This is a genomic window from Micrococcales bacterium (assembly GCA_016703125.1).
Classification (GTDB): domain Bacteria; phylum Actinomycetota; class Actinomycetes; order S36-B12; family UBA10799; genus JADKAV01.
Map to the genome: position 1 here is coordinate 72,726 of JADJCR010000007.1, position 17,555 is coordinate 90,280.

Sequence of the window (17,555 nt, forward strand, 5' to 3'; positions counted from 1 at the left end):
CCCCGGTCTCTACCGGTACTCCGGGTTCGGGTGGTCGGGCACCGTCAGGTCCCAGTTGCGGGTGTCGTTGCCGTGCGAGGGGATGCCGCCGGCGTCCTTCACGGCCCGCGCCATGTGCAGCAGGTTCCAGGTCATGAACACCGTGTTGCGGGTGGTCCAGTGGTTGTGGGCCCCCTGGTTGTCGTCGAGGTAGCTCGGGCCGGGGCCCGCCTCCCCGTTCCAGTAGGCGTCGGCCTGCGGCGGTATCAGCAGACCGATGTGGCTCAACGCGTAGAGCATCTGCGCGGCGCAGTGCTTCCCCCCGTCCTCGTTGCCGGTGATCAGCACGCCGCCGACCTTGCCGTAGTACGACCACTGGCCCTTCTCGTTGACGTCGCCGGACCATCCGTACAGCCGCTCGATCGCCAACCGGGTCGTCGAGGACTGGTCGCCCAGCCAGATCGGCGTGGCCAGCACGACGATGTCCGCGGGCTCGATGAGTTCGCGGTAGATGCCCGGGAAGTCGTCGCGCTCCCAGCCGTGCTCGCGCATGTCCGGCTGGACCCCGGGAGGGATCACGTGGTCGACGGTCCGGACGGTGTCGGTGCGCGCGCCCACCCCTTCGAGGATGTGGCGGCTGACGGCGATCAGTCCCTCAGTGTTGCTGGTCTCCGGGGACCGTTTGAGGGTGCCGTTGAGGTACACAGCACGCAGGTCGCTGAAGTCGGTGGTGTTGGCGGCGATCTCGGAATCGATGAACGCCTGGACGTCGGCGGGGAGCATGGGCGGAAGTCTAGGCGCGGTACATGGTCTGGGTCACGCGCCCGGGTCGCCACAACCGGATCCGCAACCGTGGCGGCTTCTCATCGGTCAGGCCGGTGTGGACCGCCGAGGTGAGGTCGATGCGGAACCGCACGGCGTGCGGCGGGTAGTCCGGTGGCGCGGGCACCTCGACGGCGACTCCGGACAGTTTCGCCTCACCCGCCCACGCGCCGTCGGGGCCCGGGTCGCGGGTCGGGCTGTGGACGGCCACCCGCGGGTCGCGCCGCAGGTCCAGCGTCTTGCGGGCGTCCGCGGCGGTGCCGAAGAAGATCCCGTCGTCGGTGAACTCCACCTCCGTGCCGCTGATCCGCGGTGCCCCGTCGGCGCGCAGCGTGGCCATGGTGCAGTGCTTGCCGACCGCGAACGCCGCGCGGACCAGTTCCGCCAGCTCCGGGTCGTCATTGAACATCCAGGACCTCCGCCTGCAATTCCTCGATCGACTCCAGGAAGAAGTCGAGGATCCGCTCGGGGTCCTCGGTGATGCCGGTGTCGGAGTGCACGGAGAAGTTCAGTCTCCCGTTCAGCGTGTAGATGCCGAACGACAGGTTCATGTTCCCGCTCAAGCCCCCCATGCCCCAGCTGCCGAGCACCTCGCCGCCGGCGACGTAGATCGGATGGCGCGGACCGGGGACGTTGGTGGTCACGCCGATCGAGTGCTCCTGGGTGACCTTGTGCAGCAGTCGTTCGACGTCCGGGGTCATCAGCGAAGAGACCGAGATCAAACCGAACGACACGACCGGCATCGGCGACTCCTTGAGGTCGTCGAGCCGACGGCTGATCTCCTGCAGCTGTTCCACGGCGTCCTCGATGCTCACCGGCAGCAGGACCGGGATGAGGCCGAAGCGGTTGCCCAGGGTGCGCGGCAGGTCCGCATCGGGCCGGCGCAGGCTGATCGGCACCGCGGTGAAAAGGTCCTCGACGGTCAGGGCGTCCTTCTCGACGAGGTACTTGCGCAGGGCGTTGGTGAGCACGGCGAGCAGCACGTCGTTGATCGTCGTGCCGGTCGCGCGGCCGATGTCCTTGATGGGCTGCAGGTCCACCGGCTCGATCCAGTCGACCTTCTTCTCGCCGCTGACCGGCCCGTGCAGGATGGTCTTCCCGGGCCGCGGTGCGAACAGGAACTCCACGGCGTTCTTCGACACCTCGGCGGTGTCCTCCGCCACACCCAGGATGCCGGTGCCGAACTCGATGAACCGCTTGGGGTACAACGCGACCGACAGCGTCTCCTGCACGAACTCCACCGGGTTGCGCACGACGTCCACCACCGGGGAGGCCACCTTGCCGACCAAGTCGCGCTTGCGGCGCCGGGGTTTGTCCACCGTGACCGGCCGTTGCACGGTCTCGGTGTCGTCGCACAGGCTGAGCACCAGCCGGACCAGGGCCCAGCCGTCGGCGATGCTGTGCTGGATGCGGCTGTGGACGGCCGTGGTGTTCCCGCGGTAACCCTGGATCACGTACATCTTCCACAGCGGCCGGTCACGGTCGAGCAGTTGCGAGCGCTGCTGCGAGACCAGTTCGGCCAACTCCTCCTTCGTCCCCGTCTGCAGGTGCAGCACCTCGACGTGGTGGGCGATGTCGAAGTCCGGGTCGTCCTCCCAGTGCGGGAGGTACACCGGGTTGCGGGAGGGCCGCAAGCGCTGGCTGAACGTCGGGTACTTGTCGACGATGCGTTCCTGCACGATCGTGGCGAACACCTCGGGATCGATCTCGCGGTCCAGCCACATCAGTGAGGAGACGGTCTGGTTGTTCTTCTCCCACTCGCTGTAGAGCCAGGCTGCGTCGGCGGGGGACAGTCTGCGTTCGGCCACGCAGACGAGTCTAGGTCTCTGGACAGGATCGCCGCCGAGTGAACAGATCCCGACGACGAGCAATGGGGAGTCCGGCCTGACCGGCGTCTTCGAGGGGGTGTCCCGCGCGCCACAACTGGGCGACGAACGCCCCACACGGCCGGAATTCGCCCAGTTGTGGGCCTGAAATGCCCTTTGTGCGGCATCTTGGCCCACGTTTCGGCACCACAAGTGGGCGCCTGCAGACCCGCCGCGCCCACTTGTGGCGGCGACCGCCCCGGAACCGTCTGCCTCGGCCAGCCGTACCCTGAATCCGTGGAGTTCACCGGCACCCAGGCGTATCTGACCAACCCCGCGCTCGAGGCGGCCGTGCGCTGCGCCTTGGTGCTGGAGAAACCCCTGCTGGTGCGCGGTGAGCCCGGGACGGGGAAGACCTTGCTGGCCGAGGCGGTCGGGCAGGCGCTCGGGATGCCCCTGATCACCTGGCACGTCAAGAGCACCACCCGCGCGCAGGAGGGGCTCTACCACTACGACACGGTCCAGCGGCTCTACGATTCCCGCTTCGGCGACCACGACGTGCGCGACATCCGCGAGTACATCCACATGGGTGCGCTGGGCCGGGCCTTCCAGTCGCCGGAACGCGTGGTCCTGCTGATCGACGAGATCGACAAGGCCGATATCGATTTCCCCAACGACCTGCTGCACGAACTCGACCGGATGCGGTTCACCGTGATGGAGACCGGTGACGAGGTCGCAGCCGCGCACCGCCCCGTGGTCATCATCACGAGCAACGCCGAGAAGGAACTGCCCGACGCGTTCCTGCGCCGATGCATCTTCCACTACATCGACTTCCCGGACCGCGAGCTCATGAGCCGCATCGTCGAGGTGCATCACCCGGGCCTGGATCAGCAACTGCTCGAGCAGGCGCTGACAGCCTTCTTCGCTGTGCGCGGCATGGACCGCATCCGCAAGCCACCGAGCACCAGCGAACTCGTGGACTGGATCGCGATGCTGCAGGCCACCGGTGTGGACGAGGTGGCACTCGGCGACGACATGCCGTTCCTCGGCACGCTGCTGAAGAAGGAGCAGGACATCGAGGCGTTCCACGCACGGTCCACCCGGCGGTACTGATGTTCTTCCTCGGCCTGCTGTACCGGCTGCGTGACCAGGACGTCGCTGTCGGGGTCACCGAGGCGCTGGCCCTGTCCGCGGCGCTGAAGGCCGGCGCCCACGACGACACGGTCCGCGGCTTCTACTACGCCGCTCGCGTCACATTGATCCACCACGAGGGTCACCTTGACGCCTTCGACCGCGCGTTCCTCGCCGAGTACGGCAACCTCGACTGGGACACCTCCCTGACCGAGCAACTGCGCGAGTGGCTCGACGAGCAGAACACCCGCCTCAGCGAGAGCAGCGACGAGGAGCCCGACTTCGCCGGGTTGCTCGAGATGTTTGAGCAGCGCAAGCGCGAGCAGACCGAGCGCCACGACGGCGGGCCGCACTGGATAGGCACCGGGGGCAAGTCCCCGCTGGGCCAGGGCGGCTCTGCGCTGCAGGGCGTGAGCACGGGCAGTTCCGGCGGCGGGCGGGCGGCGATCCGCATCGCGGACATGCGCTCCTACCGTCCGTACCGCTCCGACGTGACCCTGGACATCCGGCAGATGGAGGTGGCGCTGCGGCGGCTGCGGGCGTTCGTGCGCGAGGGGGCGCAGGTCGAGCTCGACATCGACGCGACCATCGATGAGACCGCGCGCAACGCCGGCGAAATCGAGGTCGTCACCCGCCCGCCGAGCAAACCCAACACCCACGTGGTCCTCATGATCGACGTCGGCGGGTCGATGTTCCCCTACTCGACCTTGATGAGCCAGTTGTTCAGCGCCACGAAGAAGGCCACGCATTTCAAAGAACTACGGACCTACTACTTCCACAACTGCGTCTACGGCAAGGTCTACGGGACCGAACGCTTCACCGAGCCCACGTGGGTGCACGACCTGCTGCGCGAATGCGGGCCGCACTACAAGCTGATCATGGTCGGCGACGCGTTCATGGCACCCTACGAACTCGGACAGGCGGGGCCATGGAGCGCGACCGACTCCTCCCGGGTGCCGGGCCTGGAGTGGCTGCACATCCTGGCTGACCACTTCCGCGATTCCTGCTGGCTCAACCCGGAGCCCCTGAGCCGCTGGAACGGGACCACCATCGAGGACATCGGCCGGGTCTTCGAGATGTTCCCGTTGACGACGGAGGGGTTGACCGAGGCGATGGCGCACCTGAACCGGGGGACCCCGCAGCGCCGCTGATCCCGGGCTGAGCGGCGCAGATGCTGACCAATCGGACCTGACTGCCGGGCTCCGCAGGGTCTAGTGTTGACCACCTGTGCCGGCAATGGCCAACTCGGTGACGGGTCGACAACCGGCAGCCCCACGCCCATCCCGGTCGACGTCTCGGGTGTGCTCAGCGGGAAGGAGGTGACCACCATCAGAGCCGGCGGCGGCCACACCTGCGTGGTGGCAGCATCCCGGGCGTACTGCTGGGGATGGAACGCCTTCGGGCAGATCGGTGACGGCACTATCGCGGCCTCGATGCCGCTGCCCACGGCGGTGGACACCTCCGGCGTGCTGGACGGGAAGAACGTCACAGCGGTCCGGGTGGGTGCCTATCACACCTGCGCGCTGGCCGACGGGGAGGCGTTCTGTTGGGGCGAGAACGTCGACGGTCAGTTGGGGGATGGCACAACCACAGACAGCAAGTCCCCGTCCCGGTCACCACTGCGGGGGCGTTGGCGGGTAAGACGGTGGGCGGCATCACCGTTGGCAACTCGCACGCCTGCGTTCTGGCGGACTCCGAACTCCTCTGTTGGGGGCGCAACAGTTTCGGCCAACTCGGAGACGACTCGACAACCATGAAGTCGACACCGACCCCAGTGGACACCTCCGGTGTTCTCGCCGGGAAGGCGCCCAGGACATTCAGCGCCGGGTTCATGCATGTGATGTTCGTGGCGGCCCAGGTGCCGACCGCTCCCCGTACCGTGGTCGCCGCGACAGGCGCGAGCGAGGTCACTGTGATGTGGCAGCCCCGAAAAACGATGGTGGGCGCGTGATCACGGGTTATCGCGTGTCCGGCGCTGGTGCCTGCGAGACGACCGGCCTGTCGTGCACGGTGGCGGGGTTGGCGCCGGGTGACTACATGTTCAGTGTGGTAGCGCGCAATGAGATCGGGGATTCGACCGCGGCGACCGTGACCGCGACGGTTCCTGCAGAGCTTGTGCCGCCGGTGGCCAAGTCGAAGCAGTCGTTCTCCGCGCCGAAGCGCATCAAGAACCGCGGCGTCACGGTGATCGTGAAGAAGGCCGCGAAGACGGACGCCGGTCAACCGGTGACCACCAAGGTGACGAAGAAGGGCAACGTCAAGGTGATCCGCAAGAAGGGCGCGATCAAACTCCGCACCTTCGGGAAGAAGGGGTGGCGGGTGACCGTGACCCAGGCCGCGCCCGGTACCGATACGCATGAGCCGTTCAGCCAGCGCGTGGTCTACGTGAACGGGAGACGCCGCTAGCCCGCGCCGCCGAGCGCAACACGACACTCGTCCCGGCACGAGCCCCACAGAACCGGTCCCGCCCGCCGCCGGAGCCCAAGTACGGTGAGCCCATGAAGACCGCATGTGTGATCGGGGCGGGGGCGGCGGGTCTGGCGACCGGCAAGGCCCTCGCCGACCGTGGAATCAAATTCGACTGGTTCGAGAAGGGCAGCTACGTCGGGGGGCTGTGGCAGATCGACAACGACAACGGGGGCGCCGCGGCCTACCACTCGCTGCACCTGAACTCCAGCCGCCCGCGCACCGAGTACCCGAGCTTCCCGATGCCCGAGGACTGGGCCGACTACCCGCCGTACTACCAGGTCGCGCAGTACTTCGAGGACTTCGCCGACCACTTCGGCCTGCGTGAGCGGATCACGTTCAACACCGAGGTCACCAACGTGGAGCCGGTCGACGACTACTGGCGCGTTACCACCTCCGACGGCGAGACCCGTGATTACAAGAACGTCCTGGTCGCCAACGGACACCACTCCAGCCCCAAGACCCCGCACTTCGAGGGGACATTCACCGGGGAGTCCTTCCACGCCCACGACTACCGGGACCTGTCGGTGTTCGCCGGCAAGCGGGTGCTCGTCATCGGGGTGGGCAACTCCGGCATGGACATCGCCTGCGACGCCGCCCGCAACGCCGATGCGGTCTACCTGTCCACGCGTCACGGCGTGCACGTCATCCCGAAGTACGCGCTGGGCAAGCCAGTGGACCAGCTCAGCTCGCCGCTGATGGCCTACATCCCCTTCCCGGTGGAGCGGCTGGCGTACGAGGCGATCGTGCGTGTGGCCACCGGCCGCCCGCAGGACCGCGGCCTGCCCAAGCCGGACCACAAGCTGCTCGGCGCGCACCCCACCGTGTCTGCCGAGCTCTACGACCGGGTCGGCCACGGCGACATCACCATGAAGCCCGACATCGAGCGTTTCGACGGGGAGAAGGTCGAGTTCGTCGACGGGACGGCCGAGGCCGTGGACCTGGTCGTCTACGCCACGGGCTACAACATCACGCTGCCGTTCCTCGACCCGTCGGTCTACAGCGCCGAGCAGAACAAGATGCCGTTGTACCTGCGCATCGTGCCGCCGGACCGCCCTGGCCTGTACTTCATGGGGTTCATCCAGACCGTCGGGTCCGGCATCCCGCTGACGGAGTACCAGGCCGAGTGGGTCGGCGACCTCATCACCGGCGAGGTCCCGATGCCCTCGCGCGACGAGATGCGCAAGTGGATCGACAACGACCAGAAGGCGATGGCCAAGCGCTACCTGCGCTCCGAGCGCCACACCATGCAGGTGGACTACTGGCGTTACATCAAGACCATGAAGGAAGCCCGCGGCAAGGGCGGCCTGCTCAGCAAGATCCCGGGTCTGCGGTGAAGGCGGTCCTGGCCGACCTGTCCACGCCGCGGTACCTCTGGACCGCGGCAGCCGGCAAGGTCAAGCACGACGCGGGCTGGGGTCCCGGCGGGCTGATGCGCCTGGCCGATGTGCCGGAGCCGGCATTGCCCAAGGGTGATGGCTGGCTGCGGATCAAGCCCGAACTCAGCGGTATCTGCGGCAGTGACGTGGGCCTGGCGCACGCGAAGTCCTCGTTCGTGATGTCCGCGTTCTACGCCGAACCGAAGGCCATCCCCGGCCATGAGATCGTCGGGGTGGTCACTGAGGGGGCGCTGGAGGGGCAGCGGGTCGTCCTCGACCCGATCCTGTCCTGCGTGCATCGCGGTTTCGAGCCGTGCCGCACCTGCCGGGAGGGCCGGCCGTACGCCTGCGAGCGGTTCGACGAGCCCGGCATCACCGGCTGCCACGCACCCGGACAGGGGTTCTCCGACACCATCGGCGGCGGCTGGGGGGAGTCGCTGGTGGCCCACGAAACGCAGTGCTTCGGCATCGGGGACGTGCCCTCGCGACGGGCGGTGCTGGCCGAGCCGGCGTCGATCGGGCTGCACGCGGCGTTGCAGTGGCAGCGGACCGGCGACCGGGTGGTCGTCATCGGCCCGGGCACGATCGGACTGCTGGTCACCGCCGCCCTGCGAATGCTGCACCCGGACCTGGACATCGCCATGGTCAGCCCGGGGGACTTCGGTTCGGCGAAGGCGACCGACGCCGGCGCGACCCGGATCCTGCCGACCGGGGCGGCGGCGGTGGAGGCACTCGCGGCCAGCGACGGCGGCCGGGTGGTGCGCCCGCGCATGACGAAGATCCCGATCCTCGAGCAGGGGGTGGATGCGGTGTTCGACTGCGTGGGTTACCCGGACACCATCGACCTGTCGCTGCACCTGTTGCGGCCCGGCGGCATGCTCGTGCTGGTCGGCGCGGCGGGCAAGCAGAGCGTCGACTGGAGCCTGGTGTGGAGCCGGGAACTCACAGTGCAGGGGACCATCAACTCCGGCCCGGAACCGTCTTTGGCAGGCAAGCGGACCATGGCTCAGGTGGCCGAGTGGCTGGCCGACCCCGGCTACCGGGTGGACGGGCTGGTGACCCACCAGTACGACCTCGACGAGTGGCAGCAGGGGTTGAGCACGGCGTCGGCCGGGCCGGGTGCGCAGGCGGTGAAGGTCACGCTGCGGCCCAACGCCGACGTACCGCTGGTGTAGCGGGGCTCAGGCTGTCCGCTGCGGCAGGTGGAACTCCGGCTCGGGTCGCCACACGTCGGGCAGGCGCAGGTGGGCCAGGGCCGAGACCGGCTCGCCGGCGATCGCCGCGGCGGTCATCATGCCCCCGCCCAGGGTCCCGCCGATGCCGTGCATGAACCGCGTGTCCGCCCCGACCATCCACAAGCCCTCGACCGGGGTCTTCGCGCTGGGCCGCTTGAGCATCATCTGCGACGGCGTCGCGGCCAGGCCGTAGGACGTGCCGCCGGTGGAACGGACGAAGCGCTCGTGGGTGATCGGGGTGGCGGACTCGTGGAACACGACCGAGTCGGAGATCCCCGGGATCGCGCGTTCTGCCGCGCGCATGAGCGAGTCGTGCAACTCCTGCTTGCGGCGCAGGTAGTCCGGGTTGCGCCGGTAGGACTCCCCGCCCACCGGCCCGCGGCCGTGCAGCCCCCAGAAGCGGTGGTCCGCCGGCGCCACGGTCATGACCTGGATGTTCGTCTGACCGGGTCGCGCGAGTCGGGGGTTCGTCGGGTCCTTCAGGCTGGCGGACGTGAGGTACGCGAACGAGGTGCCGGACATGCGGCCCGCGGCGGCGTCCGAGTACGCGGCGTCGAGGTCGTCGTCGGGGTACACCCACCAGTTGGTGTTCGGCGCGCCCTCGGCGGCCAGGTCCCGGTCGAGGATCAGGTAGTCGACGTACAGCGGCGCGGACATGGTCATCCGCGAGGTCTTGCGGCGCAGGTCGGCGGGCAGCGCCTCGGCGGGCAGCAGTTCCAGGAAGGTGCGCTTGAGGTCGGCGTCGGACACCACGACGGGCGCCGAGATCTCGTCGCCCAGACCGCGTCGCCGGTCGACGGCTGGACGACGCACGCGTACCCCGCGCACCGCGCCGCCGGCCACCAGGATCTCCTCGACCTGCGTGCGCAGCAGCACTTCGCCACCGTTGTTGCGCACCACCCGTGCCAGGGCGTCTGCAATCGGCTGACCGCCCCCGCGCGGGTACCAGGCGCCGTTGGCGTAGTGCAGGAACACGCCGGCATGGATGAAGAACGATGCGCGTGACGGCGGCAGGCCGTACGTCCCGTTGATCGCGGCGAGCACGCTGCGCAGGCGCGGCGAGGCGCCGATCCGGTCCAGGACGTCACCGAGCGTGGCGTTCATCAGCCGCAGCATGCGGTACCCCGGCATCACCAGGCCCGGAAGCTGCCGCAGACCCGGTCGGCGCACGCCGGCGCGCATCATCGCGCGCACGTCGCGCAGCAGGCCGACGTACTGCTCGATGGCGGCACGTTCGGCGGGGAAGGCCGCGACGAGGGCCTGCTGGTACTCGCGCAGCCCCGCCGGCACGCGGAACTCCTGCCCGTCGCCGAACAAGAGGGTGTCGTAGCCGGTCTGGTCCATGGGCAGGTAGTCGGGCCGCACGCCGAGCGGTGCGAGCACCGACGGGATGGAGCCACGTGGCTCGCAGTCGCCAAGGTAGTGCAGCCCGACGTCGAACTCGTACTCGCGGCCGGTGGCCGGGTCGCGGTGGGTGAAGCAACTCATGTTGCCGCCGGGGACCGTGTGCCGGTCGACGACGACGACCTTTTTGCCGAGCGCGCTGAGGTACGCCGCACAGGACAGTCCCCCCGGCCCGGCGCCGATGACGATGACGTCCGCGTCCATAGTTCGAGCGTCCCACAGCCGGATCCGCCTTGGGTGGCGTTCGGGTAGTTGGTTGACGTTCCTCGCGCGACGAGCATCAACCAACTGCACGAGCCCCAACCAGCTGCACGAGCGTCAACCAACGCCAGCGGGCGGTTCCCGGCGGCGTTCCGCCCCGCACCACCCGGGCGGCGCGCGATGATGGAGACGTGTCCGCAAGCCGTCCGGATGGACCGCGGACCGGTGCAACCGTTGTCGCCCGGCCCGCCCGTCGGCCGTACCTGGACAACCTCAAGGTCGTCCTGGTCTCAGCGGTCATCCTGGGCCACGTCTTCATCACCTACGGGGACATCGGGTCCTGGGCCTACCGAGAGCCGTCGGACAACCAGGCCTTCCTCATCGTCGCGGCGCTGGTGGTGTCGCTCGGGTCGTTCTTCGCGATGGGTCTTTTCTTCCTCATCGCGGGCCTACTGACGCCACGCTCGCTGGCGAAGAAAGGAACCGCCGGTTTCCTGCGGGACCGCATTGTCCGGCTGGGGGTGCCGTTCCTGGCGTACTTGGTGCTCTACCCTCTCGTGGTCTGGCTGGCCGGGGAAGAGGCCTGGTCGGCGGTCGCTTCCGACCAGTTGCTGGAGTGGACTCCGGGTCCACTGTGGTTCGTGCTGGTGCTGCTGATCTACTCGGGCGGATACGCATGGTGGCGCGCCGGGCGCCCCGCCCGCGGTTCCCAGGCGGCGTTCCGTCCCCGGGTTCTGGTGTGGCTGGGAGTGGCGATCGCGGCGAGCACCGTCGTGGTGCGTCTCGTGTTCCCCATCAACTCCGACCAGATCTTCTCGCTGCACCTGTGGCAGTGGCCGCAGTGTCTCGGCCTGTTCGCGCTCGGTGTTGTGTGCGCGGAGAACGGGTGGGCGGACCCGGTCCCGTCGCGGGTGCGGCGCGGCTGTGGCTTCGTTGCTCTGCTCGGACTGCTGGTGATGGTCGCAGCCTTCGCTGCGAGTTCGGACTCGGTCGAGCCCTTCGCCGGCGGGTGGCACTGGCAGGCGCTACTGACCGCGGGGTGCGAGGCGGCCATCGCGGTGGCGCTGTCGATCTGGCTGCTGGGGCACTTCCAAAGGCGCCATGACCGGTCGAGTCCGCTTCGTGCAGCACTCGGACGGGCGGCGTTCGGGGCCTATGTGGTGCAGGTGCCGGTGGTCGTGGCCGTAGCGCTGCTGCTGGCACCCGCGCCGTTGGCCCCGGAGGTGAAGTTCCTGATCGTGGCGCCCTTGGCCTGGACGGCATGCTTCGGGCTCGCCTGGCACCTGACCCGGCTGCCCGGGGTGCGCCGGGTGCTCTGAGGCCGGCTCCGATCGCCCTACAACGCCTGGTGCTCCTCAGCCCAGGCCTTCAGCACCTTCTTGCGTGCCCGTGCGGACAGTCGGTCGATGTAGAGCATTCCCTCGAGATGGTCGAACTCGTGCTGCAGGCAGCGGGCGAGCAGTCCGGTGCCCGAGACCTCCACCGGCGCGCCGGCGTGGTCGACGCCGGTGACCGTGGCGAAGTCCGGGCGGGCCAGCGGGTGGAACTGATGGCGCACCGACAGGCACCCCTCCTCGTCCTCGTCGAGGTGGCGTTCTGCCGGGGGGAGCAGCGTCGGGTTGATCACCACGCCGCGGTGGTAAGCCTGGTCGGCATCCGGGCAGTCGTAGACGAACACCCGCAGGCCCACCCCGATCTGGTTGGCGGCCAGGCCGACGCCGTCGGCGGCGTACATGCTCGCGAACATGTCGGCGAGCAGCTGCTTGAGGTCGTCATCGAAGTCCGTGACCTCCGCGCAGCGCGTGGACAGCACCGGATCGCCCACCTGGACGATGGGGCGCACCGAACCTTCGACACCGGCGTAACCGCGCTCACGTTCGCTCATCAACTCACCGGGACCCACACTAGCCGCAGGTCGGCCACCCGGATCTGGGTGCGCTTCAAGGTCACCTCCACCGGCGCGATCGTGGCTGCCTTGGCAGTCCATTCGGCGTCGAGGGCCTGCAGTTCGGCGGTCAGTTCGGCCTCGAGGTCGTTGATCTGCATCTGCACCTCGTCGACCTTGGCCCGCGCGGTGTCCGCCCGGTTCTTCGCGCTCTGGGCACGCCGGGCGGCGGCGCTGATCGACGACACCGACCGGCGGCCGCCGAGGAAGCCGCCGAGCACCGACGCGGCCGAATCCATGACGCTGCCGCTCACCGCCGCGCTGGCCTGCTGCGCCCGCGTCGACGCCCCGGCCAGCCGCGTCTGCAAGCTGCGCAACTTGCCCTCGTACTTCGACCGCAGCGGTGCGGCCTTCTTGTCCGCCTCACCCGCCGCCACCTGCTGGCAGCGCGCCGCGAACGCTTCCGGGCCCTCCCCGACGCGTGCGAACATCTTCAGGTCCGGGTTGCTCAGCACTTCGAGTGACTCGTTCGCCACAAGGTGGTCTGTGAGGTCCTTGGTCAATGTCGACCAGTACGTCTTCGTGCCCACCTTCGCCGCCGGTAGCACGTAGCGGGCGTTGGCCGGAGCCGGGGCGAGCAGGTCGCGGTCGTCGTAGTCGACCACCAGCGGGGACAACTGCAGCGACTGCTCGGGGGCGGGGAACAGCACCGCCTCGTACTCCTCGTCGTGGGAAGCGTCGGGCAACTGGTAGCGCAGCAGGACCCGCGCCACGACCGCGGCCTGCAGGCGGGGGCCGGTGGGACCCGGGGCGACCGCCCCCACCTGCCCGGCCCACGGCGCGGCCGGGTCGAGGTAGGACACCGCCACCCCCTCGGCCACCGCGGGCATGACCGGGGTCTCGTCGTCGGCGGGCTGCGGCTCCGGTACCTGGTCGGGCACCGCTGCAGCTGGGCCACCGGCCGGTGCGGCGGCGGCGCCGAGGGTGGGCGCGGCACCCGGCGGCGGGGCCTCCGGCTGAGTCGCGATTGGCGGGGTGGCCGGTGCCGCGGTCTGCTCCGGGGAGGTGGGGACCTCCGACGGTTCCGGCCCGGCCGTGACCCGCTGGATCTGATCACGGGTCATCGGCCCGCGCAGGTAACTGCGCACCCACCGCGTGCCGAACAACTCGACGTCGTTCTGCCCGGCCTTGCGGAGGAGGAACTGCCGCTTGCCGAGCCCGGAGATCAGCTGCGAGATGTCAGCGCCCGGTGGCATCCCCTCCAGCAGGCGGGCCTTGTCGTTCTCGGTGGTGAGTCGGCCGATCATCCACGTCCCGGCGTTGCTCAGCGCCTTGTAGTCGATGTCCACCGGGTTCTGCGTGCTGAGCACGACGCCGACGCCGAACGCCCGCGCCTGCTTCATGAGCAGCATGATCGGCTTCTTGGTCGGGGGGTTGGCAGTCGGCGGGAGGTAGCCGGCGACCTCGTCCATGTAGAGCAACGCCCGCAGGTCGGTGGTGCCGCTCTGCCGGCGCATCCACGTGACGAACTTGCTCAAGACCAGCGACGTGGCGCTCTGCCGGTCCTCGTCGGACAGGTGCGCGGTGGTGACGATCGCGCAGCGCGGACGGCCGTCAGGCGCCCACAGCATCGACTGGATGTCGATCGGCTGCCCGGCGATCCACGAGGCGAAACCCGGGGCGGCGAGCACGGCGTTGAGCTTCATCGCGAACGCCAGCCGGTCCTTCGGCGGGAAGAACTCGTCGAGGTCGAAGACCCCGAGTTTGCGCATCGGCGGTTGGTTGACGCGGGCCAGCAGGGTGGGCAGGTCGATGTCCTCCCCGGCCCCCCACGCCATCGCGATGATGTTGGACAGCAGGATGTGCTCGCGGCTGCTCAACGGGTCCGCTGAGATCCCGACGACCGACAGCAGGCTGGTCACGTACCCGTCGATCTCGTCGGTCAGCACCTCCTGATCGTCGGTCTGCGGGGCCTGCAGGGAGCCCAGGACGTTGAGCGGGACGCCGGCGGACGAGCCGGGGGTGAAGATCGCGACATCGAACTTCGCCTTGAACGCCGCCATCTGCGCCTCGGCGATGCCCCACGGCGCGAGCCCTTGCTTCCACGTGTCCGCCTGCTGCGCGGCGAAATCAGCGGTGGGCACCCCGGCAGCCTTGGCCTGCGCGGGGTCGACCCACGGTTCGAACTCCGGACCGCTCAGCCCCGGGAACACCAGCGCCAGGTTGGTCAGGTCGCCCTTCGGGTCGATGAGCAGGCACGGCACGCCGGCGTCCAGGCATTCCTCGATCAGTCCCACCCCGAGACCGGTCTTGCCGGAGCCGGTCATGCCGACGATGAACCCGTGGGTCACCAGGTCGTCGGTGGCGACGGTGACGTCGGCGGAGGTGTCGGGGTGCGTCCCAGCAGGAGATCGGCCACGGGTGCGACCCTACGGTCGCGGGGCGGGCGACGCCAATCACTCAGCCAGCTTGTCCACGTCCTCCGGGGTCACGTCATGACCCACCCAGCCCGCGACCCGCTTCTCGACCTTGGCCTCGCTCTCGGCGCGCTTGTCCTCGGGCGCCGCTTGCGCAGCCGCCCAGTCCCGCTGCACCTCGAAGTGCAGTTCCCGGTCGCGCAGGCTGGCCTGAATCCGGGCCATCTGCTCATCGCTGGCCTCGAGGCCGAAGACCTGCCGCACCGCCTGAGGGGTCTCCCGGCGGTAGTCGTGGCCGCCCTCGTCGAAGACCCCGGGCGTGGGCGACAACGCGTTCTGCATGTCCAGGAACGTGGCGAAGAACGTGACCACGGGCTGCCAACTGGTGCCGCGCGGCGCGCCGGGCGGGCGCTGGGCGTCCGGGCCGAGCCAGTCAGGCTGACGCCACAACAGGGTCGGGCCGAACTTGGGGATCGGGTCGTCGCCGTTGTTGAGCAACAGGTAGCGCACGCCGGCGCGCTGCTCGGCGGACAGCCCCCGCCAGTCGCGGATCGCACGCGGCAGGAACGCCGCCCCCGGACCCACGTCCGGCGCCTGCGCGACACTACGGTCGCCCCACAGCTCGTCGCGCCACTTCGTCGCGTTCGGGGTGCCGATCCACACCGCGGCGTCCAGGCTGATCCCGGCCGGGCCGGTGATGCCCTGCCCGCGGAACATCTCCTGACTGACCTGCGAGCCCAGGCTCTCGCCGAACAGCACGAACTTCGGCCGCGCGTCGGCGGGCCGGGCAAGCAGCCGTTGGATGAGCCCGTTCATCACCAACCGGGTCTGCCGGGTACCCATGTGGACGCGGTTGAGCGACAGGGCCGAGGGCAGCACGGAGTACTGGATGCAGGCCGACGCGCAGTCCCCGCGCGTGAAGTATTCGAGGGTCTCCGTGGCCACGTAGTTCACGTAGCCGGAGCCGGTGGGGGAGAACAGGGCGAACACCGAACGGTCCAGGGCGCCGGTCCGGTCGATCTCCGCGAGCAGCAGGTCCGCACGCTCCTGCTCGCTACCCGCGCTCTGCAGCGACGCGTAGACGCGGATCGGCTGCTTGGCCGGCTCACCCATGACCGCGGAGATCTGCTCGGGGCGCAGCACCTCGCGCAACCAGCGGGAGGACTCGCGGGTCTGCTTGTCCCACCCGATCACCGATCCTGGCCCACCGGTCACCTCGGGCAGGTCCGGTGCGGCGGCGTTGGAGTCGTCCGCGGCGTTGCCGCCCACGGCAAGTTTCCGGTTGACCAAGGTCACCGCACCCCAGCCGGCCGCGGCCAGGGTGCTGAAGGAGGCGAGACGCCCCGCGGTGCGGTGGTCGGCGGGATCCCCGCCCAGGATGCGGGCTGCCAGCCGGGCCCACCCGGCGCTGAGCTTGGCCTCCCCGTGGCCGGCGGCGATCAGCAGGGCCGTGGTCACGCCGGCCGCGGCGACGGCAGCGGGCGCAGACACCGACCGGGTCACGTCCTCGTGGACCCGGCCGTCACCGCCGTCCGCCGACCCGACGACGGAGTTGCGGATGGTGGCGTACCCCGCGCCGGCGGTCAGAGCCGCGGTCCCGGTGGTCACCAGTGAGCGGTCGCCGGGCACGTAGCGGGTCACCGCTGTCACCAGTCCGGCGGCACCCGCGGCGGCGTAGCCGGTGGTGGCCAGGCGCAGCAGGGCCCGCCGGGGCGGTTCGTGCTCGTGGGCCGGCAGGGCCTTGAGTACCGCGGCACCTACGGCCACCGCCGTGGCGTCGACTGCCATACCGGCCCCCGACCCCGGCCCGAAGCGGCGGGCGAGCGCGCGCAGGAAGGAGTGCGCGGAGGTGCCCCAGCCGTAGCCGGTGGCCCCGGCGACCCCGGACAGGATCGCCTGGTCGCGGGTCGCGCGCGACAGCAGGTTGGGTTCGAACGACCGCCCGGTCATGAAGGCGCCGAGCAGGATGCCGGCTTGTGCGGAGAGGTCGAGGTCGTCTGTCGCGTCAGTCACCCGGCACAGTCTGCCAGCGCTGGGCCGGGGATCATCCCCCGAAGAGGGGGAGTCAGCGGACCGGGCCGCCAGGTGACGCCCGATCGCCCTATGCAGGCAGCGTTCGCACAGTGATGGAGACGCGCGGCCCGAAGTTGCCGGCCTCGTCCTCGGCCGCGACGGTGTAGGTGTACTCGGTGTCTGGGCTCAGCCCGTCCTCGGTCATCCCGGTGCCGTCCTGGTCGAGCACGATCGTTCCGGTCTCGGTATCAGTGCCGCCGCGGCGGGTCACCTCGACCTGCAGGAAGGTGCCGTCCGGGGGGTTCGTCCACCTCAGCCGGATCGAGGTGGCGGTGCGCGACACGAGGTGCAGGTCGGTGACCGGGCCCGGTGCGGTGGTGTCCGGCCCCCGGTACCGGAAGGCCACGGAGGCGGCCCGGTTCTTCCGTACCCGGACCTTCTTGACCGCGTCCGCAGGTGCCAGGTCGCCGACCTTGGCGGCAGTCAGCGTGTACCTGCCGGGCTTGAGCTTGCGCAGAACGCGTGCAGCATCCACGCGCACCACGCGCGTGAACCCGTTCGGCCCGCGCACCCGGATCGCGGGCTTCAGCCCCTGGGTCCCCACGACCCTGATGGTCAGTGGGCGTCCTTTCGGGACTGTGGCCGTCCCCGGCGCGGCCATGGTCCCCGATGCGATCAGTACGGCACCCACGACTGCGACAACTCTTCTGGCGAACATGACCCTCCCCGCACCTGTCCCCATTGTCCTCCTTAGCCGGCGTCCCGCCCAGCCCCGGCACAATGCCAGGGTGAGGGTCCTCTACGTGCACCGCCAATAT

The 17,555-nt window shown here is 69.6% G+C and carries 16 protein-coding genes; 8 read left to right on the forward strand and 8 right to left on the reverse strand.

Annotated features, from left to right (window positions below; genetic code table 11):
* Positions 1-9: 9 nt before the first annotated feature.
* From IPG68_12120 to IPG68_12130, 3 genes are read right to left on the reverse strand one after another with little or no spacing between them, the layout of a single operon-like run.
* Positions 10-762: a flavodoxin family protein gene (locus tag IPG68_12120; protein MBK6763957.1), complete on the reverse strand. Its 753-nt coding sequence runs from the start codon at positions 760-762 to the stop codon at positions 10-12.
* 10 nt (positions 763-772) lie between these two features.
* A complete protein-coding gene (locus IPG68_12125; protein ID MBK6763958.1) occupies positions 773-1,210 on the reverse strand; it encodes a pyridoxamine 5'-phosphate oxidase family protein in 438 nt (145 codons plus the stop codon).
* Positions 1,200-2,609 carry a DUF1298 domain-containing protein gene (locus IPG68_12130; protein MBK6763959.1) on the reverse strand — a complete coding sequence of 470 codons (1,410 nt, stop codon included), beginning with the start codon at positions 2,607-2,609 and terminating at the stop codon, positions 1,200-1,202. The genes IPG68_12125 and IPG68_12130 overlap by 11 nt, the downstream gene beginning before the upstream one ends.
* Before the next feature lie 294 nt (positions 2,610-2,903).
* Between IPG68_12130 and IPG68_12135 the strand changes: the two genes are divergently transcribed.
* From IPG68_12135 to IPG68_12165, 7 genes are all read left to right on the forward strand, one after another.
* Positions 2,904-3,719, forward strand: coding sequence for a MoxR family ATPase (locus tag IPG68_12135; protein MBK6763960.1), 816 nt, complete (start codon positions 2,904-2,906; stop codon positions 3,717-3,719).
* Positions 3,719-4,888, forward strand: a complete 1,170-nt coding sequence (locus IPG68_12140) for a VWA domain-containing protein (GenBank protein ID MBK6763961.1) — start codon at positions 3,719-3,721, stop codon at positions 4,886-4,888. The genes IPG68_12135 and IPG68_12140 overlap by 1 nt, the downstream gene beginning before the upstream one ends.
* 66 nt (positions 4,889-4,954) lie before the next feature.
* Positions 4,955-5,494 (forward strand): hypothetical protein, encoded by a 540-nt coding sequence (locus tag IPG68_12145; GenBank protein MBK6763962.1) that lies wholly within the window; start codon positions 4,955-4,957, stop codon positions 5,492-5,494.
* Positions 5,383-5,688: a hypothetical protein gene (locus IPG68_12150; GenBank protein MBK6763963.1), complete on the forward strand. Its 306-nt coding sequence runs from the start codon at positions 5,383-5,385 to the stop codon at positions 5,686-5,688. Before IPG68_12145 ends, IPG68_12150 begins: the two co-directional genes overlap by 112 nt.
* Complete coding sequence (locus tag IPG68_12155) at positions 5,685-6,143, forward strand: hypothetical protein (GenBank protein MBK6763964.1); 459 nt, start codon at positions 5,685-5,687, stop codon at positions 6,141-6,143. Before IPG68_12150 ends, IPG68_12155 begins: the two co-directional genes overlap by 4 nt.
* A gap of 92 nt (positions 6,144-6,235) precedes the next feature.
* Complete coding sequence (locus IPG68_12160; protein MBK6763965.1) at positions 6,236-7,540, forward strand: NAD(P)-binding domain-containing protein; 1,305 nt, start codon at positions 6,236-6,238, stop codon at positions 7,538-7,540.
* Positions 7,537-8,757: a zinc-binding dehydrogenase gene (locus IPG68_12165; protein MBK6763966.1), complete on the forward strand. Its 1,221-nt coding sequence runs from the start codon at positions 7,537-7,539 to the stop codon at positions 8,755-8,757. The genes IPG68_12160 and IPG68_12165 overlap by 4 nt, the downstream gene beginning before the upstream one ends.
* 6 nt (positions 8,758-8,763) lie before the next feature.
* Here IPG68_12165 and IPG68_12170 read toward each other — a convergent pair whose 3' ends face one another.
* Complete coding sequence (locus IPG68_12170) at positions 8,764-10,425, reverse strand: NAD(P)/FAD-dependent oxidoreductase (protein MBK6763967.1); 1,662 nt, start codon at positions 10,423-10,425, stop codon at positions 8,764-8,766.
* Positions 10,426-10,613: 188 nt separating this feature from the next.
* Between IPG68_12170 and IPG68_12175 the strand changes: the two genes are divergently transcribed.
* Positions 10,614-11,741, forward strand: coding sequence for an acyltransferase (locus IPG68_12175; GenBank protein MBK6763968.1), 1,128 nt, complete (start codon positions 10,614-10,616; stop codon positions 11,739-11,741).
* Between the two features lie 17 nt (positions 11,742-11,758).
* Here the strand turns inward: IPG68_12175 and def are convergent, their stop codons facing one another.
* The 4 genes from def to IPG68_12195 form a co-directional block, all read right to left on the reverse strand.
* On the reverse strand, positions 11,759-12,307 hold the full coding sequence (def, locus tag IPG68_12180; protein MBK6763969.1) for a peptide deformylase: 549 nt from the start codon (positions 12,305-12,307) through the stop codon (positions 11,759-11,761).
* Positions 12,307-14,658, reverse strand: coding sequence for an ATP-binding protein (locus IPG68_12185; GenBank protein ID MBK6763970.1), 2,352 nt, complete (start codon positions 14,656-14,658; stop codon positions 12,307-12,309). The genes def and IPG68_12185 overlap by 1 nt, the downstream gene beginning before the upstream one ends.
* 105 nt (positions 14,659-14,763) lie before the next feature.
* Positions 14,764-16,737: an alpha/beta-hydrolase family protein gene (locus IPG68_12190; GenBank protein MBK6763971.1), complete on the reverse strand. Its 1,974-nt coding sequence runs from the start codon at positions 16,735-16,737 to the stop codon at positions 14,764-14,766.
* A gap of 88 nt (positions 16,738-16,825) precedes the next feature.
* On the reverse strand, positions 16,826-17,455 hold the full coding sequence (locus IPG68_12195) for a fibronectin type III domain-containing protein (GenBank protein ID MBK6763972.1): 630 nt from the start codon (positions 17,453-17,455) through the stop codon (positions 16,826-16,828).
* Positions 17,456-17,555 lie beyond the last annotated feature (100 nt).